The organism is Alteromonas sp. NFXS44, from assembly GCF_040148705.1.
Lineage (GTDB): Bacteria > Pseudomonadota > Gammaproteobacteria > Enterobacterales > Alteromonadaceae > Alteromonas.
This window is the reverse complement of the sequence record NZ_JAGDEA010000001.1, coordinates 460,357-484,331: the sequence shown is the minus strand read 5'-3', so window position 1 is coordinate 484,331 and position 23,975 is coordinate 460,357. Positions and strand designations below refer to the sequence as shown.

At 51.2% G+C, this 23,975-nt stretch carries 19 protein-coding genes; 13 read left to right on the top strand and 6 right to left on the bottom strand.

The genetic code is table 11. From position 1 onward, the window contains the following. Both J3369_RS02085 and thiH read left to right on the top strand, forming a co-directional pair. Nucleotides 1-771: a thiazole synthase gene (locus J3369_RS02085; protein ID WP_349583233.1), complete on the top strand. Its 771-nt coding sequence runs from the start codon at nucleotides 1-3 to the stop codon at nucleotides 769-771. Further along, nucleotides 768-1,883 carry a 2-iminoacetate synthase ThiH gene (gene thiH / locus J3369_RS02080; protein ID WP_349583230.1) on the top strand — a complete coding sequence of 372 codons (1,116 nt, stop codon included), beginning with the start codon at nucleotides 768-770 and terminating at the stop codon, nucleotides 1,881-1,883. Before J3369_RS02085 ends, thiH begins: the two co-directional genes overlap by 4 nt. A 5-nt stretch (nucleotides 1,884-1,888) precedes the next feature. Here the strand turns inward: thiH and J3369_RS02075 are convergent, their stop codons facing one another. Continuing rightward, entirely contained in the window at nucleotides 1,889-3,133 is a 1,245-nt protein-coding gene (locus J3369_RS02075; protein WP_349583228.1) for a DUF4861 family protein, read from the bottom strand. Nucleotides 3,134-3,343: 210 nt separating this feature from the next. Here J3369_RS02075 and J3369_RS02070 point away from each other — a divergent pair, with 210 nt between their 5' ends. The 11 genes from J3369_RS02070 to J3369_RS02020 all read left to right on the top strand — a co-directional run bounded on the left by J3369_RS02070 (nucleotide 3,344) and on the right by J3369_RS02020 (nucleotide 15,058). Next, a complete protein-coding gene (locus J3369_RS02070; RefSeq protein WP_303573512.1) occupies nucleotides 3,344-4,105 on the top strand; it encodes an SDR family oxidoreductase in 762 nt (253 codons plus the stop codon). 30 nt (nucleotides 4,106-4,135) lie between these two features. Continuing rightward, complete coding sequence (kduI, locus tag J3369_RS02065; protein ID WP_303573511.1) at nucleotides 4,136-4,981, top strand: 5-dehydro-4-deoxy-D-glucuronate isomerase; 846 nt, start codon at nucleotides 4,136-4,138, stop codon at nucleotides 4,979-4,981. Between the two features lie 14 nt (nucleotides 4,982-4,995). After that, the gene (locus J3369_RS02060; protein ID WP_349583225.1) at nucleotides 4,996-5,982 is read left to right on the top strand and encodes a TRAP transporter substrate-binding protein; all 987 of its coding nucleotides are present in this window, start codon (nucleotides 4,996-4,998) and stop codon (nucleotides 5,980-5,982) included. Between the two features lie 2 nt (nucleotides 5,983-5,984). Next, nucleotides 5,985-6,473 carry a TRAP transporter small permease gene (locus J3369_RS02055; RefSeq protein ID WP_303573509.1) on the top strand — a complete coding sequence of 163 codons (489 nt, stop codon included), beginning with the start codon at nucleotides 5,985-5,987 and terminating at the stop codon, nucleotides 6,471-6,473. After that, nucleotides 6,473-7,768, top strand: coding sequence for a TRAP transporter large permease (locus J3369_RS02050; protein WP_303573508.1), 1,296 nt, complete (start codon nucleotides 6,473-6,475; stop codon nucleotides 7,766-7,768). Before J3369_RS02055 ends, J3369_RS02050 begins: the two co-directional genes overlap by 1 nt. 201 nt (nucleotides 7,769-7,969) lie before the next feature. Next, complete coding sequence (locus tag J3369_RS02045) at nucleotides 7,970-8,992, top strand: LacI family DNA-binding transcriptional regulator (protein ID WP_119499740.1); 1,023 nt, start codon at nucleotides 7,970-7,972, stop codon at nucleotides 8,990-8,992. 132 nt (nucleotides 8,993-9,124) lie between these two features. After that, nucleotides 9,125-10,612, top strand: a complete 1,488-nt coding sequence (locus J3369_RS02040) for a UxaA family hydrolase (RefSeq protein WP_349583221.1) — start codon at nucleotides 9,125-9,127, stop codon at nucleotides 10,610-10,612. 13 nt (nucleotides 10,613-10,625) lie between these two features. After that, on the top strand, nucleotides 10,626-12,041 hold the full coding sequence (gene uxaC / locus J3369_RS02035; protein WP_349583219.1) for a glucuronate isomerase: 1,416 nt from the start codon (nucleotides 10,626-10,628) through the stop codon (nucleotides 12,039-12,041). Nucleotides 12,042-12,045: 4 nt separating this feature from the next. Next, nucleotides 12,046-13,506 (top strand): mannitol dehydrogenase family protein, encoded by a 1,461-nt coding sequence (locus J3369_RS02030; protein ID WP_303573506.1) that lies wholly within the window; start codon nucleotides 12,046-12,048, stop codon nucleotides 13,504-13,506. Next, on the top strand, nucleotides 13,506-14,144 hold the full coding sequence (gene eda / locus J3369_RS02025; protein ID WP_349583215.1) for a bifunctional 4-hydroxy-2-oxoglutarate aldolase/2-dehydro-3-deoxy-phosphogluconate aldolase: 639 nt from the start codon (nucleotides 13,506-13,508) through the stop codon (nucleotides 14,142-14,144). The genes J3369_RS02030 and eda overlap by 1 nt, the downstream gene beginning before the upstream one ends. Next, nucleotides 14,141-15,058 (top strand): sugar kinase, encoded by a 918-nt coding sequence (locus J3369_RS02020; protein ID WP_349583212.1) that lies wholly within the window; start codon nucleotides 14,141-14,143, stop codon nucleotides 15,056-15,058. Before eda ends, J3369_RS02020 begins: the two co-directional genes overlap by 4 nt. A 30-nt stretch (nucleotides 15,059-15,088) precedes the next feature. Here the strand turns inward: J3369_RS02020 and J3369_RS02015 are convergent, their stop codons facing one another. The 5 genes from J3369_RS02015 to J3369_RS01995 form a co-directional block, all read right to left on the bottom strand. Beyond that, entirely contained in the window at nucleotides 15,089-17,920 is a 2,832-nt protein-coding gene (locus J3369_RS02015; RefSeq protein WP_349583209.1) for a TonB-dependent receptor, read from the bottom strand. Between the two features lie 153 nt (nucleotides 17,921-18,073). Continuing rightward, nucleotides 18,074-19,012: a FecR family protein gene (locus J3369_RS02010; protein WP_349583206.1), complete on the bottom strand. Its 939-nt coding sequence runs from the start codon at nucleotides 19,010-19,012 to the stop codon at nucleotides 18,074-18,076. Further along, on the bottom strand, nucleotides 19,012-19,542 hold the full coding sequence (locus J3369_RS02005) for an RNA polymerase sigma factor (RefSeq protein ID WP_349583203.1): 531 nt from the start codon (nucleotides 19,540-19,542) through the stop codon (nucleotides 19,012-19,014). The genes J3369_RS02010 and J3369_RS02005 overlap by 1 nt, the downstream gene beginning before the upstream one ends. Continuing rightward, nucleotides 19,532-21,043: a CehA/McbA family metallohydrolase domain-containing protein gene (locus J3369_RS02000; protein ID WP_349583200.1), complete on the bottom strand. Its 1,512-nt coding sequence runs from the start codon at nucleotides 21,041-21,043 to the stop codon at nucleotides 19,532-19,534. Before J3369_RS02000 ends, J3369_RS02005 begins: the two co-directional genes overlap by 11 nt. 54 nt (nucleotides 21,044-21,097) lie before the next feature. Further along, nucleotides 21,098-23,779 carry a TonB-dependent receptor gene (locus J3369_RS01995; protein ID WP_349583197.1) on the bottom strand — a complete coding sequence of 894 codons (2,682 nt, stop codon included), beginning with the start codon at nucleotides 23,777-23,779 and terminating at the stop codon, nucleotides 21,098-21,100. Between the last annotated feature and the right edge of the window lie 196 nt (nucleotides 23,780-23,975).

Genomic DNA, 23,975 nt, shown 5'->3' with positions numbered 1-23,975 from the left:
ATGCTGACGATTGCCGGCACCACTTTTACATCCAGATTATTCACCGGTACGGGGAAATTCAGTCACCCTGACATCATGAAAGATGCCCTGGTCGCCAGCCAGACCCGGCTTGTTACGCTGGCACTTAAACGGCTTTCAAAAGGCGACGTGCCCGACCCTACCCTCAGCGTTCTGCGTTCGCTGCCGGTTACATTACTGCCGAACACTTCCGGTGCGGCGACAGCGGAAGAAGCGGTTTATGCGGCCCGTCTGGCCAGAGAGCTGTTAGGTACCAGCTGGCTGAAACTGGAAATTCATCCCGATCAGCGTTTTTTGCTCCCCGACCCGGTGGAAACACTCAAAGCCGCTGAAGTGTTGTGTAAAGAAGGCTTTAACGTGCTGCCTTATTGTCATGCGGATCCTGTTTTGTGCAAGCGCTTAGAAGAAGCCGGATGCGCAGCAGTGATGCCACTTGGCGCACCTATCGGTTCCAATAAAGGCCTGCAAACCCGCGAATTCCTGCACATTATCATTGAACAGGCCGGCGTGCCGGTGGTGGTTGATGCAGGAATTGGCGCTCCCTCTCATGCCTGCGAAGCCATGGAAATGGGCGCTGATGCAGTACTGGTAAATACCGCCATTGCCGCCGCTGCACAACCTGTTGCCATGGCCACTGCGTTTGCAAAAGCCGTGGAAGCCGGCCGCGAGGCCTGGCTGGCCGGTACCGCACCGGTTAACTCCGGGGCCTCCGCCACCAGCCCGTTCACACAGTTTCTGGCTGGCTTATCATGACGGTGGCAGAAGAGCTGTCCCGCACAGACTGGGACGATGTCAGGCTGGCGCTTTACAGCAAAAGCGCGGCAGATGTGATGTCAGCACTGCAACGCCCCGCCCGGCACTGGCAGGATTTTCTTGCGCTGATATCCCCTGCTGCAGAAGCATTTCTACCGGATATGGCTGTTAAAGCACAGACCCTCACCCGCCAGCGTTTCGGGCATACCGTGTCTTTGTTCGTGCCCTTGTATCTGTCAAACCTTTGCGCCAACGAATGCACCTATTGCGGCTTTACCATGAGCAATAAAATTAAGCGCACGAAACTGACCATGGCTGAAATATCAGAGGAAGTTTATGCCATCAAGAAAATGGGCTTTGATTCTGTTTTGCTGGTTACCGGCGAGCACGAAACGAAAGCAGGCATGGATTACTTTCTGCAGGCAGTTGAGTTAGTGAAGGCTCACTTCAGTCATCTTGCCATGGAGGTGCAACCGCTTTCCACGGATGAGTACCGTGCCCTTGCTGCAGCCGGAACTGACAGTGTGCTGGTTTATCAGGAAACTTATCATCGCGCTCACTATGCAGAGTATCACCTGCGGGGCAAAAAGCAGGATTTCGACTGGCGGTTAGCAACACCGGACAGGCTTGGCGAAGCTGGTATGAACAAAATCGGTCTCGGCGCATTACTCGGGTTATCCGAATGGCGGACGGACAGCGCATTTACCGCATTACATCTCAGCCTGTTACAACAGCGCTACTGGAAAAGCCGCTACTCCGTTGCATTCCCCCGCATCAAGCCCTGCGCCGGTGACCAGGCAACGCAGAAAAGTCAGGTATCAGATAAGCAACTCATACAACTGATTTGCGCTTACCGTCTGTGTTTTCCGGAAGTGGAATTAAGCCTTTCCACAAGGGAATCCCCGGCATTTCGCGACAACGTCGTACCATTGGCCATTAATCAATTGTCTGCCGCATCGCAAACTCAACCCGGCGGATACAGCGCTCCCACAACAGCACTGGAACAATTCTCAACCGAAGACACCCGCTCAGCCAGCGCAGTCGCAAACAGCCTCACCGCCCGCGGACTCGACCCGGTATGGACAGACTGGCTGAATGCATTCGGACGGTAAGCAGCCTACCCCGCTGTTACAGGGCTTGCCAGTGCTTTGAGTTTGGTTTTCAGCAGTTCTGTGAAGCCGCTTTCGTCGTCAGGGCTGTCAGGGTGAGAAGGCCATACTGCCATGAACTGATATTCCATGGTTGTTGCCGGCTTGAACTGAATCAAATAGTCATATTCCGCTTCAAATTTGCGGGAGATATCGTCCACTTTGTAGAACAGTGCCATACCCAACTCATCATCTTCGCCCAGCAAGCTTTGCTTACCGTATGTGGCAATTACGCCCCAGCCGTTCATTTCCAGTTCGATGTATTGCGTGTTGTCATGCTTGACAATGCCCGTTACCAGGTCATCTGCTGTCCCGCTTAACGACACAGTTACCGTGGTTGACGGGTCACCGGCGTGAATTTCGTAATCTGCACTGGCATCGAGCTTCTTACCATTCACATCCCAGCCGTCGTAATTCACAGTGAACCCGGCAGACAGCTTGTCGTCATGTCCCAGTGCCCAGGACATCTCGTCCACGTTCTGCATATGCATTACCGTGTCGCCTTCCATACGGCCAAAAGAACCAAGACCCAGCGCCTTACCCACTTTCAGTACATCGCCGCCCCAGTCAGACAGATCATGATAACTGTCGTAACCATCCTGCCCTACCTGATGCAGCACAGGCTCATTACCAGTTTTTACAAAGATATCCGTACCGTTACGCCAGTCCAGATATAAGCGGTACCCCACCAGATCATTTTCCCAGCCTGGCCCCTCATAACGTAAATAGTACGAATGATCAGTCAGTTGCGGAGGCGCAGTAAAAGAATCCACATTCTCAAAGCTGAAACCTTCAGCTTTGTACTCTTTACCATCCCATTCACCGCCCTGACGAACTGACAATTCAGTGTAAGCAACATCCGGTGCATCCGGGGCTGAATCTGACAGAGCAATTGTGGCTTTTTCACCGGCATCCAATGTGACTAAAACGTTAAGAACATCATTTCCCTGCTGATCTTTTGTCCACTCAGAAGGAAAGTTTGTCACTTTTTTTGTCACTGCATTCTCGTCATCAAATGCGCTTGCCGGAAAACGCAGAAGTTGCGGAAGCGCTGCGCCGCCGGCCGGATTACTCACGCTGACCTTACTGACAACAGATTCTGCAGATGATTGTTTTTCCTGACTTTCCTGATTAGAAGACGGGGTTTTATCAGGGCTGCATGCGGCAGCGGATAACGCCAAAATGATACTCATTGGCAGGGTTGATTTCTTCATATTGCGCTCCGTGATTTCGTCGTTTAGAAGTCGTTATTCGGGGAAATACTTTGCACTAATATATTGACATTTGCCACCGGTGGCAATTATTTTAAATATTGTTAACATTGTAAACTGTGTGTGGTGTTTCATCGCTTATCCGGAAAATGCGTTTCCGGTTTATTTACAACACCCGCAAAATTCATCGTTTTTACGCTAAAAGGAAATGTCATGCCTAACTTCAGTTTGACGGGAAAACGTGCGCTGGTCACCGGTGCCAGCCGCGGTATCGGACAAGCTATGGCCGTCGCCCTGGCCGAATCAGGCGCCAGTGTTATTTGCGCCAGTTCCCGTGAAGGCGGATGTGAAGAAACCCTCGCCAAAATTCGCGCCGTCAGCAACGTGGAAGTTACCGCCCTGCATGCCGATCTGTCAGACATGGCAGCGGTTCAGAAGCTGGCTGATGACGCACAGGCTGTTTGGGGTGGTATCGATATTCTGGTGAATAACGGCGGCACGATTTTCCGCAGCCCGGCCGTAGATTTCCCGCTGGAGGAATGGCAGAACGTGTTACGTGTGAATACAGACTCAGCCTTTCTGCTCAGCCAGCAAATTGGCCGCAACATGATTGAGCAGGGTTACGGCAAAATCATTAATACCGCATCTATGCTCAGTTACAGCGGCGGCATCACAGTACCTGCCTACACTGCCAGCAAGCACGCCATTGCCGGATTAACCAAAGCACTGGCTAATGAATGGGGCAAGCACAACGTTCAGGTGAACGCTATCGCACCCGGCTACATCCGTACCGACAACACGCAGGCTCTGCAGGACGATGCAGGCCGCAGCAAAGAAATTATTTCAAGGATCCCGGCCGGACGCTGGGGCGAGACGGAAGACTTAAAAGGCGCACTGGTGTTTCTGGCCAGTGATGCAAGCAATTACGTGAACGGCCATGTGTTAGCCGTCGACGGCGGCTTCCTTGCCCGCTGATCCTCACAAACCCTACAAGAGACAGGCACCATGACTACTGAACACGAAATCCGTTACGCCGTAGGACAACGGGAAGTAAAGTCTTACGACACCAATGAACTGCGTGAAGCCTTTCTGGCTGACAAACTCATGCAGCACGGCAAAATTTACTGGGTCTACAGCCACTATGAGCGTTTCATGGTGGGCAGCGCAGTGCCAACTTCTGCGCCTCTGAAACTGGAAACGCTGGATGACCAGCTGAAAATGAGTTACTTCACCGCCCGTCGTGAAGTGGGTGTAATCAATATCGGCGGCACCGGCACAGTCACTGTAGGCGACACTGTCTACACGCTGGAAAAAGAAGAAGCTCTGTATATCGGTAAAGATAACGAATCCGTTGTGTTTGCTTCAGACGATGCGGCTAATCCGGCGAAGTTCTACCTGAATTCGGCACCGGCGCACCATGTTTACCCATGCAAAAAAGTGGGTAAAGGCGATGCCAATGTGCTGCATCTTGGTAGTCAGGAAACCAGTAACGAGCGTGATATCAATCAGTTGCTTATCAACACCGTGGTTGATACCTGTCAGTTACAAATGGGGTTAACCCGTCTGGCACCGGGCAGTGTGTGGAATACCATGCCGGCCCACCAGCACGACCGTCGTAACGAAGTGTACTTCTACTTCGACTTAGCTGACGGACAGGCAGTCTGTCACTTTATGGGCGAGCCACAGGAAACCCGTCATATCTTTGTTTCCAATGAGCAGGCTGTGCTGTCACCGCCCTGGTCAATTCACTGCGGTGTGGGTACTGCGAACTATGCGTTCATCTGGGGCATGGCCGGGGAAAACCTCGACTATGACGATATGGACAAGTTCCCGCCAGACCAGCTCAGATAAGTATTGAGGTAAGTATGTTGCGCCTTAAAGTTGTGCCGGTACTGCTGCTTGTATTCATCACAAGCCTGATTGCCGGCTGTGGCAGTAAGCAGGACAGTGACGTGGTGGTACTGCGTCTGGGTCATACCCTTGATCCCCAGCATTCTGTGCACAAAGCCATGGTATTTTTAGGTGAACGTCTGGATGAATATTCCGGCGGCACCATGCAGGTTGCTATTTATCCCGGCAGCCAGTTAGGCACCGAACGGGAAATGATTGAACTGCTGCAAATCGGTTCGCTGGATATGACCAAAGTGTCTGCCAGTCCGCTGGAAGGCTTCGCGCCGGAAATGCAGATTTTCAGTATTCCCTACGTATTCCGTGACAACGAACATTACTGGAACGTACTTAACAGCGATGTGGGAAAAGATCTGCTTACCGGTGTGGAAGCGTTCAAGCTGAAAGGTCTGGGTTACTACGATGCCGGCAGCCGCAGCTTTTACACCACAGGCCGGGCTATTCATACCCCTGAAGATTTAAAAGGCCTGAAAATCCGCGTACTGAACAGCCCCACAGCGGTGAAAACCGTGCGGGCGCTGGGCGGTGCAGCCACTCCGGTCTCCTGGGGCGAACTGTACACGGCTTTACAGCAGGGTGTTGTTGACGGTGCTGAAAACAATCCGCCCAGCTATTACCTGTCCCGTCACTATGAAATCGCCCGTTACTACTCGCTGGATGAGCATACCTCTGTGCCGGATGTCATGCTGATGTCCCTGCGTACCTGGCGCAATCTTACTCCGCAACAACAGGGCTGGCTGAGTCAGGCCATGGCCGACTCCGTGGTTTATCAACGCGAATTATGGCAGGCGTCTACGCAGGAATCTCTTGAGAAAGTGAAAGCCGACGGCGTGGAAGTGATTTATCCCGACAAGCAACCCTTTGTGGATGCAGTGAAACCTTTCCACGACAGCTTTGCCGGCTCGGAAGTGGGCAACCTGCTAGATAAAATTAAGGCGATGTGATCATGCGACAGTTAGTAAAGTTAATTGATAAGAGTCTTGCAGCGTCGCTGATTGCTGCCATGGCCGCTATCCTTCTGGTGGTGGTGTGGCAGGTGATTTCCCGCTACCTGCTGAAAGATCCCGCTTCGGTAACTGAAGAGCTATCCCGCTTCCTGCTTATCTGGATTGGTATTTTAGGTTCTGCTTACGCATACCGTCAGAAAGTCCATCTGGGCTTTAATCTCATAGTAAACCGTCAGTCAGAAACTGTGCGCAGACTCATTATGACCTTCGTTGAACTGCTGGTTGTTACTTTTTGTGTGCTGGTACTTATTGTCGGCGGTAACGCACTGGTCAGCCTGACTCTGGATCTCAATCAGATTTCCGCAGCTCTTGGCGTAAAAATGGGCTGGATTTACACCGTTCTGCCGATTTCAGGTGTCATCATGGTGTTCTACAGCTTCATCAATATTTATAACCTCTGGATAGACGAGTCACAGGAGCCGCTGTAATGGAAATGACTGCAATAATCCTCATCGTTGGCTTCTTTTTCTTTTTACTGATTAATGTACCGGTTTCTATGAGTATTGGTCTCGCGACACTGGTTGCCATGCTCATGAGCATCGAGTTCGAACCTGCCGTTACCACCATCGCTCAGCGTATGGCAGGCGGACTGGACAGTTTCGCGCTGCTCGCCATTCCGTTCTTTGTGTTGTCGGGCCTGATCATGGGGCGCGGTGGTATTGCCAAACGCCTGATTGAATGCGCCATGGCCCTTATAGGTGCGCTGCCGGGTGGACTCGCCCTGGTGAACGTGGTGTCCTGCATGCTGTTTGGTGCCATCTCAGGCTCAGCAGTTGCTGCCTGTTCAGCTATCGGTAGCTTCATGCTGCCGGAAATGAAGAAAAAAGGCTATGACCCTAATTTTTCAGCGGCGGTTACCGCAGCGGCTGCAACGACCGGCATGCTTATCCCGCCAAGTAATATCCTGATTGTTTATGCGATTGCCAGTGGTGGCGTATCTATCGCTGCACTGTTCATGGCTGGCTACATTCCGGGTATCATGGTGGGCCTGGCGCTCATGGTAGTGTGCTACATCTGGGCAAAAATTAAGGGCTATCCGCTGTCAGACCGCTTACCCATGAAAGTGGTTGCCGAAAAACTCCTGGCTGCTATTCCCAGTCTGTTTCTTATCGTGCTGGTGATCGGCGGCATTGTCGGCGGCGTATTTACCGCAACAGAAGCCGGCGCCATTGCTGTGGTGTATTCACTCATTCTGTCTGTGGGTGTTTACGGCGAGGTAAAAACCAGAGAACTGCCCGGCATTCTGCTTAAGTCTGCAGAGACCACCGCTATTGTTATGTTGCTGATTGCAGCGTCTACGGCGATGTCATGGTTACTGTCGTTTGAGAATATTCCGCAAACGCTCAGCGCCGCATTACTGGAACTCAGTGACAATCCTATTGTCATCTTATTGCTTATCAACCTGTTGTTGATTGTGGTGGGTGCATTTTTGGATATGACACCGGCCGTTCTTATTTTTACGCCAATCTTTCTGCCGGTTGCCATGCAGCTGGGTATGTCCCCGTTGCAGTTTGGCATTATGATTGTGCTTAACTTATCTATTGGTTTGTGTTCACCGCCGGTAGGTGCAGTACTGTTTATCACCTGTGCCATCGCAAAAACCAAACTGGAAAATATAATCCGGCCATTGTTGCCACTTTATGCCGCGATGTTTGTGGTGCTGATGTTAGTCACCTATGTGGCGTGGTTCTCAGAAGCACTGCCCGCAGCACTGGGGTTCTGATATGCGCTTTAACAAGCCCTGCCACTGGTAGGGCTTGTACGTATTAAGATTGTGAATCCGCAGTGTAAAAGGCTAAACTTACCCGACCTGACCGTTCCGCAGGATACCCTACAGGGGGAACAGCAGGTGTCAGAGGTGCAAAGAGCAACAATGATTAAATAAAACGAGCAGCGTTAACGCTAATAATAATAAGTGAAAAACATGGATAAACGTCCGACTATCAATGATGTAGCCCGCCTTTCAGGGGTGTCTAAACGTACGGTTTCCCGCGTGATCAACGGCGCCACCAATGTGGGTGCGGCCACCCGGGAAAAAATCCAGAAAGTCATTGATGAGTTAGGCTTTTCTCCGGATAAGCAGGCCCGTGGCCTCGCTGCCTCCCGCTCATTTCTGCTCGGGATGATTTACGATAACCCGGATGCCCTGTATATCGACCAGGTGCAACGGGGCGTTTTGAACGTCTGTTCAGAAAAAGGCTACGAACTGGTTGTTCATCCCTGCCACTACAACTCACCGGATTTCATCGACAACTGTATTAAGTTCGTCAAACGCTCGAATATCGACGGCGTGGTGATCCTGCCGCCGGTATCTGAAGCCAAAGAGCTGGCTGCCGCCCTGCGCGACCAGGCTATCAATTATGTACGTATGGCGTCAGTGGATTTAGACGACCACGCGAACATTGTGGTGTCTGACGACCGTGCTGCCATCAGCGATCTCGCCCGTTATCTGGTGTCTCTGGGACACCGCGACATTGCCATCATCAGTGGTCCGCAGGCTTACTACTCTTCCATTGAGCGACTTGAAGGTTTCCGCGATACCCTGCGCGAGCTGGGCATCGATTTGCCCGATAACCGCGTTATCGAAGGTAAAAACAGTTACGAAAGCGGTATCGAATGTGCCCGCAGCCTGCTTATTCAGTCATCCCGCCCCGCAGTCATTTTTGCCAATAACGACGAAATGGCCGCCGGCGTACTGAAAGTCGCTCATGAAATGGGTATTCGCGTGCCGGAAGAACTGTCTATTGCCGGATTCGATGATAACTTGCTGGCTGCCAGAGTGATCCCTTCGCTGACCACAGTGAAGCGCCCGGTAACAGCAATGGCATCACTGGCTGCGAAGAAAATTATTGCGATGATCGAAAACAAACCGACGGACGACATGGAAAGTTATCTGGTGAAACCTCACCTGATCATTCGTGAGTCCACCCGCAAAGCAGAAAAGTAAAAGAATTTCGCTGATGAAGATTGATCCGCTGTTTATTCTGACCTACAATGCCACCGGTGGCATTCATGTTAAGAAACTGTTCCCATTGTCTTAACAGAATTAACGGTGCCTTTCGCCAGCAGGAGTGTAAGTATGCAAGACCAAACCCAATTGATTCAGGTTCATCCGCAGGACAATGTTGCCGTAGCAACAATGGACTTAGAGGCGGGTATCCAAAACGATGATCTTGAGCTTACCCTGGCTGATGCTATCCCCGCGGGACATAAGGTTGCCCTGAAGGCCATGAAGGCCGGTGAAAACATTGTTAAATATGGCTTTCCCATTGGTCATTTAACAGAAGATGTTGCCGCCGGAGCCCATATTCACAGCCACAACCTGAAAACCAATCTCAGCGGTCAGGAAGCATACACGTGGAAAGACCTGAAGAAAAGTGCCACCGGGAGCAGTGCCACAGATGGCACGTTTATGGGCTATCGCAGAGAAAATGGCAAGGTAGGGATCCGCAACGAAATATGGATTATCAATACCGTTGGCTGCGTAAACCGCACTGCAGAGCGCATTGCTTCAGAGTGTGAGCGCCGTTTTGCCAACGAGTGTGATGGATTCCGCGCTTTCACCCACCCCTTTGGTTGCTCGCAGCTGGGCGACGATTTAACAGATACCCGCGCAATTCTGGCAGCACTGGCTTCCCACCCTAATGCCGGTGCTGTTTTAATCGTTGGTCTTGGCTGCGAGAACAACCAGCTTTCAGCCATGCTGGAGCTGGTAGATAAACCTGAAGACCGCCTGCGTTATTACAACTCACAGCAGGTAGGCGACGAAATTGAAGAAGGGATCCGCCTGGTTTACGAAATGCTGAAACCGGTGGGTGCCGATAAACGGGAACTGATCCCCGCCTCGGAACTGGTTCTGGGCGTAAAATGCGGCGGCAGCGATGCGTTCAGCGGTATTACCGCTAATCCGCTGGTTGGCCGCATGACCGACATTTTAACCGGCATCGGCGGTACTGTACTGCAAACAGAAACCCCTGAGATGTTCGGTGCAGAACAGTTGCTGATGGACCGCGCCGTGTCTGAGCCCGTGTTCAACGACATTGTTTCACTGGTCAACGAATTCAAACAATACTTCCTCGACCATAACCAGCCTGTATACGAAAACCCGTCCCCGGGTAACAAAGCCGGCGGTTTAACGACACTGGAAGAAAAATCCCTCGGTGCGGTGCAGAAAGGCGGCCAGGCGGCTGTCGGCGGCGTACTGAAATACGGTGAACCTGTTCACCAGAAAGGTTTGTCACTGCTGCAGGCGCCGGGTAACGACGCTGTCAGCTCAACGGCCCTGGCCGCCAGTGGCGCTCATATCGTTTTATTCACCACCGGGCGCGGTACACCGCTCGGGTTCCCTGTACCCACAATAAAAATATCGTCAAATTCCAGAATAGCAGAACAAAAACCACACTGGATTGACTTCAATGCGGGACAAGTGCTGCAAGGCGTCAGTATTGACGACTGCGCAGCACAGTTGTACCAACTTTGTCTCACTACAGCGTCAGGACAACTTACCTGTAATGAGAAGAATGGCAGTCATGAAATTGCTATTTGGAAACGAGGCGTAACCCTTTAAAAAAGAGAATGTTATGAAACCGATTTTACTTCATGAAGACAGGCTTTTTCCGGTTGATGAAAAGACCCGCGGCATCGCCCGTGAGTTGTATCAGTCTGTCAGGGACCTGCCTATTATCAGCCCTCATGGACATACTGATCCGCGCTGGTTTGCCTACGACGAAAACTTCGGTAATGCTACCGAACTGTTTATTCTGCCTGATCACTACGTGTTTCGTATGTTGTATTCTCAGGGTATCACCCTTGAGCAGTTAGGCATCCGCCGCTGGGATGGCGGTGAGTCTGAAGCAGATCCGCGTAAGATCTGGCAGCTGTTCGCAGACCACTACTACCTGTTTCCGGGTACACCGTCGCGCATGTGGCTCGACACCGTATTTAAAAACGTGTTCGGCCTTACCGACATGCTGTGTTCAGACAACGCCATGGACTACTACGAGTTCATCACCAAAGAGCTGGCGAAGCCTGAATACAAACCCCGTGCACTGATGGACCGCTTTAACATTGAGTTAATTGCCACCACTGAAGGCGCACTGGATCCGCTGACTCATCACGGCGCGATTAAAGGCACCGGCTGGGACAAACGCGTTATCACCACCTTCCGTCCTGACGACGTGGTAGATGCTTCCCGCGAAGATTTCGTAGATAACATCGCTAAACTGGGTGATATCACCGGTGAAGACACTACCAGCTGGCAGGGTTATCTGGCGGCATTGCGTCAGCGTCGTCAGGTATTCCGTGAACACGGCGCTACCGCGACAGACCACGGCCACCCGACTGCCGCCACCGCAGATTTATCTGCCGCTGAATGCGAAAGCCTGCTTGCGAAAGTGCTGTCAGGGGATTCCTCAGCCGCAGAGCAGGAACTGTTCCGTGCACAGATGCTTACCGAACTGGCCGGCATGAGTGTGGAAGATGGTATGGTCATGCAAATCCACCCGGGTTCATTCCGTAACCATAACGAAAGCCTGTTTAAGAAATTCGGCCGCGATAAAGGCCACGATATTCCTATGCAGACTGACTACGTTAACGCACTGAAGCCGTTGCTGAACAAGTACGGTAACGAAGCGAATCTGAATATCATCCTGTTTACCCTGGATGAAACCGTGTATGCCCGTGAACTCGCACCGCTGGCCGGTCACTATCCGTGCCTGAAGCTGGGTCCGGCGTGGTGGTTCCACGACAGTCCGGAAGGCATGCTGCGTTTCCGCCATAACGTGACTGAAACCGCCGGTTTCTATAACACTGTTGGCTTTAACGATGATACCCGTGCGTTCCTGTCTATTCCGGCCCGTCACGATGTGGCCCGCCGTATCGACTGCCGTTTCCTGGCGCAACTGGTCGTTGAACACCGCGTTGCCGACTGGGAAGCCGCCGAACTGGCGCAGCAGCTGTCTTACAATCTGGCGAAAAACGCTTACAAACTGGGGTAACCGCATGGCACGTCTGAATTTCTCTACGCTGGCGGACTTGCCGTCAGAGGTCAAACAGCCTCAATACGATGTGAATGCCACCACCAGCGGCATTGTGCATATTGGCCCGGGCGCATTTCACCGCGCCCACCAGGCGGTATATACCGATCTGGCCATGGCCCACGGCGGCAACTGGCGTATTGACGGCGTGTCTATGCGCAGTAAAAGCCTGAAAGAAAAGCTGTCCGGCCAGGATAATCTGTATTCACTGGTTGTACTGGATAACCAGCCGTACACTCAGATCATCGGCGCAATGAATAACGTGTACGTGTTAGGTGAAGACCGTGATGCCATCATGGCCTCGCTGACTGCACCGGCAACACATATCGTTACGCTGACCATCACTGAGAAAGGCTATTGCCTGGACAACCAGGGCAAACTTGATGCCGCCCATCCGGATATCCTGCACGATAAAGATTTTCCGGAAGAGCCGGTATCGGCTATCGGATTACTGGTTGCTGCCCTTAAAGTGCGCAAAGAAAACGGCACCAGCGAAATCACCATCGTCAGTTGCGACAACCTGTCTGATAACGGCAGTAAGCTGGGCGCAGCCGTAGTGGCATTCGCGCAGTTACTCGACAGCGAACTGGCTGCGTGGATCAGCAAGAATATTTGTTTCCCTAACACCATGGTAGACAGCATTACGCCGGCTACCGACGATGCACTGGTGAGCCAGACGGCTGCAGCACTGGGTGTCACCGACGAATGGCCGATTCAGCGGGAAGCCTTCACCCAGTGGGTCGTGGAAGATAAATTCAGCGGTCCCCGCCCTGCCTGGGACAAAGTAGGCGTGACCTTCACCGACGATGTGCACCTGTTTGAAAAAGCCAAACTGCGTGTGCTTAACGGCACACACTCCACGCTGGCCTACACAGGCACATTATGTGGTATCGACACGGTATTTGAAGCCATCAGCAAGCCCGATATGGAAGCTTTCATCCGCCGCCTGCTGAAAGAAGAAATTCTGCCGACTATTGATGCCGGTGACAAAATGGATTTATCAGCCTACGCCGGTGACATTCTGAATCGCTATCACAACAAACATATCCGTCATTTACTGGCGCAGATTGCCTGGGACGGCTCACAAAAGCTGCCTTTCCGCATTCTGAATACCGTACGTGACCGCATTAAAGCCAAAGCCAGCTTTAACTTGCTGAGCGTGCCTGTTGCTGCGTGGATTCTGTTTATCGCTAAGCGTCAGGCGGCGGGTGAAACCATTACCGACCCGATGGCTGAGCGTTTATTGTCGCTGGCTGAAAAACACAGCGGCGATACGAAAGCACTGACAGATGCAGTACTGAATGAACGTGACGTGTTTGCTGAATTGTCTGACCACCAGGCATTCCGCGACACTGTGCACGGTCAGGTTGAAAAACTCAGCAACATTACACCTGAAACAATGGCTGCATGCCTGGGAGAGTTATAATGAAAGGCATTAAACACATTGTGAAAGGCGCCCCGATTTTGCCCATTTTGCAGGCAGATTCGGTAGAACAAGCCCTGAATATTGCAAAGGCAGTGGAAGCCAGCGGACTTAAAAACCTGGAAGTGGTGCGCCGTACAGACGCAGCGGCAGCTTCTGTGACGGCTATCCGTGAAGCATTTCCGGATATGGTTGTAGGCATGGGTACTGTGCTCAGCCCTGAGCACGCAAAGGAAGCGGTAGAAGCCGGCAGCCAGTTTCTGGTGACGCCCACTGTCAGCCCCCGTTTACTGGACGGATTAATGTCGTCAGGCGTGCCGTTTATTCCAGGCACCAGTAATCCTGCAGACATTCTGATGGCCAGTGAATACGGCCTTACTGAACTCAAATTCTTCCCCGCCCACTTAAGCGGTGGCGCGCCAATGTTAAAAGCACTGGGCGGCATCTTTCAGCATATCTCGTTCTGCCCCACCGGCGGCATTTCCGGCAGTAACCTGAACGACTATCTGAGCCTGAAAAATGTATTTGCCGTAGGCGGGTCGTGGATGATCCCGTCTGACATGGTAAAAGCAGAAAACTGGCAAGGCATCACAGACACCTGCAAGCAGGCACTGGAGGCATTTGAAGGGTTACGACCATGAGCCGCATTGTCATTTTCGGCGAGTGCATGGTTGAGCTGGTTAACCGTGGTGCCGACACATTGTCTAAAGGCTACGCCGGCGACACCTACAACACCGCTGTGTACCTGAAGCGCTGCGCCCGTGATATTTCAGTAAGCTACTTAACCGCTATCGGCGCGGATTTCTTAAGTGACGAGTTGCTGTTTAAAATGGGCGACGAGGAAATAAACACCGACCAGGTATACCGCAGCGAAGACCGTAATCTCGGCCTGTACATGGTGCGCACGGATAAGCACGGCGAACGTACTTTCGCCTACTGGCGGGCAAACTCAGCGGCAACACAAACGCTGAACCTCATGCGAGGCGATTTAAGCAATGCGGATGTGTTTTATTTCAGCGGCATTTCGCTTGCCATTCTGGATGAAGTACAGCGCCTGAAGCTGTTCGATTTAATTGATGGTTTTCGCGCGAAAGGCGGCAAAGTGGTCTTTGACCCTAATTATCGCCCGCGTCTGTGGCCCGGCCCTGAGCACGCTCAGTTATGGACAGACAAAGCCTATTCCCATGCAGATATCGCCTTCCCGGGCGGTGATGATCATCTGGCGTTATATGGCCATACTGATGTGGATGCCATTCACCAGCATGTTGCAAATCTCGGCGTTAAAGAGATCATCGTGAAGAACGGCGCTGTTGGCGTGCATATCTACGAACAGGACAGTCATTGCATTGTTCCGGTAGAGCGTGTTGAAACCGTTGTCGATACCACCGCAGCCGGTGATGCGTTTAATGGCGGCTACCTGTCAGCACGCTTGTCGGGTAAAGATGTAACCGACTCAGCCAGCTTCGGCGCAAAAGTCGCCGCCACAGTCATCAGCTACCCCGGCGCGATTGTGGAAAAAGATGCATTTTATAAGCATATAGCAGCGCTCTCCTGATTGGAGGGCGTTAGTTCTCAGCTAAAGAAGCTATAGCTCCGCAATAATTCCAACCAGAAATGTCCGTCCACTCGTTGTGGTGTTGTAGGCTCGATCGTTCGAATCACTATACAGTTCTTCTCTTACGTTAGTCAGATTTAACCCTTCAATGGTCATTTTCAATGAGCCGGACAACTGAATACTGGCCGAGGCATCAATGTAAGTAGTCGCGTGATAGCCGGATTCATCCTGATCGGTGTTTCCGGGCTGAACGGACAAAATATAGGGGCTGCGGTAAGCTGCAGAAACACGGGCAGACCAGTGTTGCTGATCGTAATACAGGGTGAAGTTGTAGCTACGCCTTGATAAACCGGCAAAGGTTTTAAGCTGATTTTCGCCAGTTCCCTGCACGTCCCTGTACAGTGTTTTGCCTTCAGCGTAGGTAAAGTTTGCGTTAACGCCGAGACTATCAAGGGGAGATGGCAGAAAGTTCAAATCCCGGGAATACGCTAATTCGAACCCCTTAAACGTAGTAGAATCGGTATTTTGAGGCGTACTGACATAAAAGATATCATCTTCGCTGTCTCCTTCCTGCAACAAACTCGCCGGCAAACCGAGCGCCCGGTATGGCATAGCTTCAACTTCCTCAACTACGAAGCTGTCTATTTTTTTGAAAAAGCCTGAAATCGCCAGTATGCCCCCTTCATCAAAATACCACTCAATGCCCGTTTCAGCGTTCACTGACTTCAGTGGCTTCAAATAAGGATTGCCAATAAAAATCCTGCCAATATCCCCCTCATTTCTGGATGCCTGAGAGACTTCGGCAGTAATAGCTACATCATGGATGGAAGGACGCGTGATGTTTTCATCCACACTGGCGCGCCAAAGCCAGTCGTCGCTTAATTCCAGAACGGCATTCATGCTAAAAAGTACATCGTCGTATGTTTTCGAAACGGTAGCAGGCTCACCTTTTTGCAGGCCTGAGGTATAAAAGCGGGTTGAAAAATACCGGACTCCGCTTTGCGTGTAGAACGGTTTTCCAAGCCAGCTTCCGGTACTGTCGTACATGCCATATAACGCGTAAGTATCTTCTTTCACATCAAAGTTAGTACTTTCAACAATGTCGTCGCTCGTCAGCTTTATATCTGCCAAACCATAGTACGATTGAATAGCCGCCAAATCTCCCTGAACCCACGCTTTGTCCGGGTGCCGGTTAAACAGCGACAACTGTGCGGCTGATATCGGCTCATCACCTTGTGCAGGGTATACGCTGCGGGCGCGGTCAACGCCGGTATTTTTAAATGATTTAACCTGAATACCCGCCGACAGCGCATCGCCACTTTCCAACAAATAACGCAACGATGCTTTTGCGTTATGAAATGACGAGCGCATGGCATTTTCCTGAAAATAGAGATCTTTTACCGTTAAACCGCTTAGCGATGCCGTATCCATGTTGGTAGAATAGCTCTCGCCGTAAAAGCGGTCTTCGCGAAAATCTGTAACAATATCAACACCGGTTTTGCGAATATTGACTTTGTTTACTTTAGGTTGCGAGTAATCACTGGCACTGGTACCCACAAGAAAATCGACACGAAGTGCCGGTGATACCTGCCAGTCACTGTCCAGACTGAGCTGATAGAACGTCGATGTGTTTTCATCTTCGCGGGTTTCTATCCGCCATGTTGCGTCGGTGTATTTGGCGAATAAAACTTCCTTGTCACTCCGGTTCTGCTCCCATACCACAACACTCACGTTGTCGTTGTCCTTCACCGCAATATGATGTTCATCGAGGGAATTGTGTAACCGGCTGGCCATGCCATTCAACGTCAGTTGCCAGTTGTCATCCGGCGCGTATTGCAAGGATGTCGTCACACCAATTCTGCGTTGATTATTATTCCAGAGCGAATAACGGTGCCCTCGGGGGAACCATAATTCCCCCTGCTCCAGTGCTTGCTGTAATTCACTGTCCGTCTCTCCGCTATAGCTTTTTTTCTCCTGCCGCCATCGCGTTGTATTGGTGCCAAATTCAGTGGTATGCCGTTGGCTGTAAGCAACGGAGACAAGTCCACCAAATGTGTCATTCCGGCGGCTGAATAAGCCAAGAATACCGGGGTCAGATTCCTTGCTGTTCCCGTTGTAGCTTTGCTTATAAGCAACAGTATTGATGTTGTCTGCAAAATCGAATGGTTTCGGCGTATGCAACATCACCGTGCCGCCGATACCGCCTTCGTCCTGCTCAACCGAGTAAGACTTACTCACATCGATACGGTTGAAAAGCTCTGATGCAAAAAGTGTAAAATCAAAGGCACGGGTCCGGCTTACGCTTCCCCGGGCATCCATGGCAGAAGACGTCATAGCCATCGCTTCCATGCCATTAACCTTTACGCGGGTAAAGTCAGGTCCCAATCCTCTTAAGGATATTTGCCGCCCCTCTCCCCCCTCACGGGTAATAGTGATTCCGGGAATACGCTGCAAAGCATCAGCAAGGTTCAAATCAGGAAAATCAGCGATATCTTCAGACAAAATCGTTTCCTGCGTCACCATCGCAAGACGCTTAATCTCTCTGGCACGGATCAACGACTGGCGAAATCCGGTGACTTCAATTTCTACAGTAGGATGGGTCCGGGTTACTGCGTTATTTTCTGTGGGCGTAGCGCCGGAGCTGCCGGTATTGTCGCTGGGCGGAGAGTCGCACTGGCGGATAACGCGACCATTTTGCACCGGCTCCAGACAAAGGGAAAATGGTCGAAGCAAGGCAGTGATCTCTTGCGTACTCATTGTATGTCGCGACGGCGGCATAGCCGTTAACCCTTTCAGTAACGCAGGATCAAATGCGACAGTTTCCCCGGCGTCACGGCTGAACTCAGTAACAATCTGAGCCAACGGGACCGGAGGGCTGTTCCTAACGGGCAGCGATTCACCGGCAGCCACACAGACCGGCGAAAAACTGAAGATAAAGCAACCGGAGACAAAACATCCTGAAACGCATGACACCATGGTTCCAAACGTCTTAAAGCTCCGGTTCTTCATAGCGAATTAATCAGCTTGCCGGCTTATTTCATAACCTGAGCGTGTGTCAGCAATATCCAGGTTATACAATGACCCCAACATAGCTAACGTCTGTGCCGTTTCTTCCAATTTAAATCGCCCTGCAACACGTCGATTTCCTACCGGGCTGTCCACCAGTAATATGGGCTTTTCCGCATACCGGTTTAGCCGTTCAAACAAATAATTCAGAGACTCATCTTCAACTTCAATCCATCCGGTGCGCCAGTCTACCCGCTGTGCCAGATCAATCTTCTCCACAGGCCCCGCCACCCCGTTTTCGATAGTCAGTTGCTCGCCCGCCTTGAGTAAAAGCGGCGCACTGTCTGCATTACCGCGCACTTCAACAATACCTTCGTGTACAACTACATCTACCCGTTGTTCCTGCCGGTCAATGTTAAACGCTGTACCCACCGCTGTGACTGAAGATAAACCGACTTTCACAACAAAAGGCCGGCTGCGATCTTTGGCTACATCAAAATACCCCTGGCCCTTTTTCAGGTTTAAATAACGCGTATCATCCGAAAATAACACGGCTAATTCACTGGAGGGCTGCAATTGCACCTCACTGCCATCACTTAATGCTTCATGTGCGGCGGTAATCAATTGTGGTGAAGGCGCTACTGTATCTCCCCGATAATCCGGCCAGATAATCGCAATAGCCAGCAATGACGCTGCAACGGCACTCCCCCATGTTACTAAAGAACGTTTACGAGATGGTAATGAAGCTTTTTTAGCGGCAACAAAGGCGGCTTGAAGGGTCGGGTCTTCCCATGTAGCGATCATTTTTTCAAGCGTCGCGCGGTGTAACTCACTTTTTTCTAACCAGCGCACGAACCGGTGCCGGTTTAATGCATCCAAGTCACCACCGGCAAGGCGGTCAATCCATTCCCCGGCTTCCAGGTAGACTTGTTCCTGTTGATTTGCCATTACTTACCCGCCTTATCCAGTTGCAGTTGGATGTCTGCCATTGCCCGTGAAATATGCTTTGTCACAGCTTCAGCGGAGATATTCAGACGCGCTGCAATGTCTTGCCGGCTTTGACCTTCAATACGCCGCATCTCGAAAACCCGCCTGCGTTGTTCCGGCATAGCATTAATCACCTCAGCAATAAGCTCTATCCGCTGCTGCGTTTCAAGATAGAGTTCGGGGTTCTGCCGGTAACAGTGCTGCTCTTCAATGTCACAAGTTTCGTGTGTCCGGCGCTTCGCCAGCAGATTACGGGCAACACGGAATGCATAAGCTAGAGGATTATCAATGACCGATGCACGGGACTGCTCTAACACGCGGGCAACGGACTCCTGATAAACGTCCGCCGCTTCTTCGCTGTTTACGGAATGCCTGTGCAAGTATTGCTTAAGCACTTTGGAATTGATCAGTGCTTGCAACGAGGGACTGGAGGCTTTATCTGACATATGCAGCGATGGTACGACTAAATGAATTGGTTGATCACTTATCATCGCATGCGCCGGTGACAGATTCATTGCAGCGGAACGCCAGTCCATTATCAGCATACTGAATATAAACCGGATTACTGTAGAACCACAGGTCGTCCCAGGGGTTTTCTCCCGCCGGATCAACTTCCGGTTCCAGTTCATCTTTTACATTTGTGCCGCGTACACGTACATAGGCACTACCGTTAGGGGCAGGCATCTGAAATTGCACAACCTTATACGCGCCCTGCTGTTCCCAGTCTTGCGGGTAAAAACGCCGGATCACGCGGGTTGGAGCGCTGTCTGTTTCAGGGTACGTGCCCACAACCTCACCAAAAATGACATCGAGGCGTGCGACGGCAGGAAACTGGTGATTAAAGTTAGCGCTTTGCGGGTCGTGAAACGCAACCGTAACGGTAACAGGTTCCCCGCCGTGCAGATTCAGCATCTCTCCCATATCTGCCCGCTGCTTCCCCTGGCGGATACTGACGTAAAGTTCGTCAATTAAATCACCAGTGGTAATAAATACATTGCCTTCACGTATGCCCGCTAACACGCTGTCGTAGTCACGGGTGGCCCGTACATAGGTTTTGGCGTATTCGCCTGGCCAGAAATCAGTGCGGCCTTCGGTGTAATGCGCATGACTATCAGACACCGCTGTTACCGTCCACCGGCGGCCCTCTGCCAACAGCTTATCCCACACACCGCCAACGACAGCCGACATTTGGTCAGTGCCACCATGTGTGGGATAGCCGAAATATTCTGCACGTGGCGCATCGGGATCATTCGAGCCGTCAGGGTTTATGGTGGCAGCCTGATGGCCGGGAATAGCCGTCATGCCGGTTACCACATCCGGTGCCGTGTCCTGCCACTCGCGCATTCTCTGCGGAGTAATCTTTTGATATTCATTCAAGCCGGTAGCTTTCCGGGCAGGATGATTCACTGTCAGGACCGGCCGTGGCGACATATTCTGCATAGCAGTTAACGCTTCTAACATGAACGCCTGTGTATCCCTGGGAGATTCGTCCGGGTAAATTTCTCTGCGGTTATACCGGCTTTCCAGCGTAAACAGTTGATCCGCTTCCTGCTCACTTTTCGGGATAATCAATGTGCTGTGCCGCGCGCCGGGAGTGTCAAATTCCATCCCGTAAAACTGCATGATGTCCGGCACTGCTGCTCTTGAGGCAACAAGTTCCGGATAAGCCAGATTGCGGTTAATAACACTGTGATTAGGGCCGCCGTGATCGGTGGTCACCATCCAGTCCAGCTGATGAAATGCCGCCATTCTGGCATTTAACGCAGTAAAGTAATGCGCATCACCAAAAAAAATGGGTGACGGGGGATCATCATTCCAATTCCATTGTGCGCTAAACTTGCCATGAATATGGTGATCGCCGGCTAACCAGGTCTTTCCGTCATCAGGTAAAAAGTCATTGCCGGACGTATCGCCCGGCGCAACTGACACGCAGGCTGACAATACCAGTAATCCACCAGCCAATACTGCCACCGGAAAAGGCTGTAGTACCATGTAAATCTCCTTTATAAAAACGCATACCGGGTCCAGCCCGGTATGCGGCCTGGTTTAAAACTGCATAGTAGCGCCAAGCATATAAGTGCGGCCGCTGGTCGTGCTGTTGTAAGCACGATCATGAGAGTCGCTGTATAACTCCTGACGTTCGTCGGTCAGGTTTATGCCTTCAAAGCTCAGCTTAATTGTGTCGGTAAGCTGATAGAATGAAGAGAAGTCGATGAATGTCGTGCCATGATAGCCTGACTCATCCTGATCACCGCTCGATGATGCGCCCGTGAGGTAGGCACTACGATAGGCAGCTGACACGCGCGCGCCCCACCCTTCCTGCTCGTAGTATATCGTGAAGTTGTAGCTGTTTTTCGATAAGCCGGTAAATGCTTTTTCCTGGTCGTTGCCCGTTTCACCGTAGATATTGCGGTACAGCGCATCACCATCTGCGTAAGTATAGTTTGCGATAACACCTAAGTGGTCAAACGGCGCAGGCAGAAAATCCAGGTCTCGCGAAAAGGTTAACTCCACACCTTTTATTTTCGATGCATCCATATTTTCCGGGCGTTGCAAGTAAAAGAGGCTATCAACGGTTTTGTCTGCAGGCAGTAATTCAGCAGGTAACCCTAATGAGGAATACACCACCTCACTGGTAGTATCGACAATAAAGTTGTCGATATCTTTATAGAAGATAGCTGCAGCGGCATAACCCACCTCATCAAAATACCATTCAAGTGCCGTATCCAGGTTCAAAGACTTGAACGGCTCCAGCATGGGATTTCCCATGGTTACGCTGGTAATTGCCTCGCCTGAGGTTTGTGACACTGACGCGTTGTAACTGAGTGAGCCTAAAGACGGCCGGGTAATGTTCTTACTTGCCGCTGCGCGCCAGAGAATATTGTCCTGCAGTTCATAAACAACGTTTAAGGTTGGCAGTACGTCAGAATAAGAATGGGTGGTTTCGATAGCGACCCCGGAAGAAATACCGGCTGCGGTAATATCGGTTTCGAAATAACGAAGACCCGCGCTGACTAACAGGGGCTTACCCGCCAGCTCCGTTTCCCAACCGTATTGCACGTACATGGCAAGCGTTTCTTCGGTAACGGGAGATTTATCGTTTTGCGTTAACCCGCCGTCATCAATCTGGTAGCCTGTCAGGCCATAGAAATTAAGTAACGCGTCCAGATCACCTTGCAACCAGTTGGTGTCAGGATGCTCGTTGTATACATTAACAAGTGTATCATTTAAGGCCGTGACACCTGTATTTTGTGGCGCGATGTTTTGCGCATTACTCTGGGTTAACTGCCAGGCAGAGTTTTCGAATTTCTTGTAATTCACACCAAACTGCAATTCGCCGGTATCACCAGTAAGGTAAGTAAAATCTACTTTTGCGGTACCAAAATCGTTGGTGATGTAGTCTTCCTGCAGGTAGATGTCTTTCATCTCATAGCCGTCGATTTGCGTCGTATCGAAATCAGGCGACGAGCTAATGCCGTAAAAGCGGTCTTGTCTGAAATCGGTTGCGATATCGACGATACCTTTTGCATGGATATTCGACTTAATCACTTCGGGCTGGTCAAAATCAGAAGAACTTGTGCCTATCACCGCGGTGGCATACAACGCCGGGGTAATCGTCCAGTCCATGGTTAATGTGTATTGGTCAAACACTGATTCGTTGTAGCGTCGTGAGTTTTCATTGCGCCAGGTTGCATCCTCGTACATGGCATACACCACATCTTTCTGGCCATTGTTTTCTTCCCAGATGAGATCAGAAACTACGCTATTGTCCTTCACGGCCGAGTGATGTTCATCAGTATTGTTTTCCAGTTCTGCATGCATGATATCAAGCGTGAAGGAAAGCGAGTCGGAGGGTTTATACTGAAAAGCAGCGGTTATGCCCAGCCGGTCCTGCGTGTTATTCCAACGGGAAAAACGGTGCCCGCGGGGAAACCACAACTCTCCTGAATCTAAACCGGCTTGCAGATCTGTATTCGCCGGGTCGGCCGCTGTTTTGCCACCTTCGCGACGCCAACGTGTGGTGTTGGTACCGTATTCAGCGGTATGTCGCTGACTGTAAGCTACCGATACCAGAGCACCAAATTTGTCCCACGTATTAGAAATCAAACCAGCCATACGCGGATCGGTTTCTTCACTGTTACTGTTGTAGCCGCCCCGCACAGACAAAGCGCTTTTAAAGCCATCGTAGTCAAAAGGCTTAGCGGTAAACAAACCTACCGTACCACCAATACCGCCTTCTTCCTGATCCGCTGAGTAGGTTTTGCTGATATCAATACGGTTAAACAATTCGGAAGCAAAAACGTTGAAATCAAAGCCCCGGGTCCGGCTTACTCCGCCACGGGCATCCATGGGTGACGCTGACGTCCCCATGGCTTCCATACCGTTTACCTGCACACGGGTAAAATCAGGTCCCAGTCCGCGAAGAGAGATTTGACGGCCCTCGCCGCCTTCACGGGTGATAGTCACCCCCGGTACCCGCTGTAACGAGTCAGCGAGGTTAAGGTCAGGAAAATCTGCAATATCCTCGGCTAAAATGGTATCGCGGGAAATAATTGCATCTTTCTTCAGGTCTTTTGCCTGAATCAACGAGCGACGAAATGAGGTCACTTCGATCACTTCAAGAGAATCGTCTGCGGCGGGGGCTTGCTGCGCCATGGCTGGCGTCATGCCCGTTAAACCCGACAGTACACTTAACGCAAGTGTGGTTTTCATAAATCGGTTTGTCATGTGTGTTCCTAAATGTGCAAAGTAAAAGGTGAACGTACCGGTGCGCGCGGGTAACACATGTAATGAGTCAACAGACGAAAAAAGCAGACAGTTTTTTTGATGAAGGTTTTGTGACGGTGAGAATTTATCGGGTCAGGGTTATTTAATCAGCTCCCCGCTTGACTTCCCTCCGGGCTCTACTACTTTTCTAATATAA

Bases quoted from the DNA above. Each gene is read 5' to 3' on its own strand.
- J3369_RS02010 (WP_349583206.1), bottom strand. From the start codon at position 19,012: ATGGCAAATCAACAGGAACAAGTCTACCTGGAAGCCGGGGAATGGATT.
- J3369_RS02070 (WP_303573512.1), top strand. From the start codon at position 3,344: ATGCCTAACTTCAGTTTGACGGGAAAACGTGCGCTGGTCACCGGTGCC.
- J3369_RS02050 (WP_303573508.1), top strand. From the start codon at position 6,473: ATGGAAATGACTGCAATAATCCTCATCGTTGGCTTCTTTTTCTTTTTA.
- J3369_RS02020 (WP_349583212.1), top strand. From the start codon at position 14,141: ATGAGCCGCATTGTCATTTTCGGCGAGTGCATGGTTGAGCTGGTTAAC.
- thiH (WP_349583230.1), top strand. From the start codon at position 768: ATGACGGTGGCAGAAGAGCTGTCCCGCACAGACTGGGACGATGTCAGG.
- J3369_RS02000 (WP_349583200.1), bottom strand. From the start codon at position 21,043: ATGGTACTACAGCCTTTTCCGGTGGCAGTATTGGCTGGTGGATTACTG.
- J3369_RS02030 (WP_303573506.1), top strand. From the start codon at position 12,046: ATGGCACGTCTGAATTTCTCTACGCTGGCGGACTTGCCGTCAGAGGTC.
- J3369_RS02085 (WP_349583233.1), top strand. From the start codon at position 1: ATGCTGACGATTGCCGGCACCACTTTTACATCCAGATTATTCACCGGT.
- J3369_RS02075 (WP_349583228.1), bottom strand. From the start codon at position 3,133: ATGAAGAAATCAACCCTGCCAATGAGTATCATTTTGGCGTTATCCGCT.
- uxaC (WP_349583219.1), top strand. From the start codon at position 10,626: ATGAAACCGATTTTACTTCATGAAGACAGGCTTTTTCCGGTTGATGAA.
- J3369_RS02055 (WP_303573509.1), top strand. From the start codon at position 5,985: ATGCGACAGTTAGTAAAGTTAATTGATAAGAGTCTTGCAGCGTCGCTG.
- eda (WP_349583215.1), top strand. From the start codon at position 13,506: ATGAAAGGCATTAAACACATTGTGAAAGGCGCCCCGATTTTGCCCATT.
- kduI (WP_303573511.1), top strand. From the start codon at position 4,136: ATGACTACTGAACACGAAATCCGTTACGCCGTAGGACAACGGGAAGTA.
- J3369_RS02040 (WP_349583221.1), top strand. From the start codon at position 9,125: ATGCAAGACCAAACCCAATTGATTCAGGTTCATCCGCAGGACAATGTT.
- J3369_RS02045 (WP_119499740.1), top strand. From the start codon at position 7,970: ATGGATAAACGTCCGACTATCAATGATGTAGCCCGCCTTTCAGGGGTG.
- J3369_RS01995 (WP_349583197.1), bottom strand. From the start codon at position 23,779: ATGACAAACCGATTTATGAAAACCACACTTGCGTTAAGTGTACTGTCG.
- J3369_RS02060 (WP_349583225.1), top strand. From the start codon at position 4,996: ATGTTGCGCCTTAAAGTTGTGCCGGTACTGCTGCTTGTATTCATCACA.
- J3369_RS02005 (WP_349583203.1), bottom strand. From the start codon at position 19,542: ATGATAAGTGATCAACCAATTCATTTAGTCGTACCATCGCTGCATATG.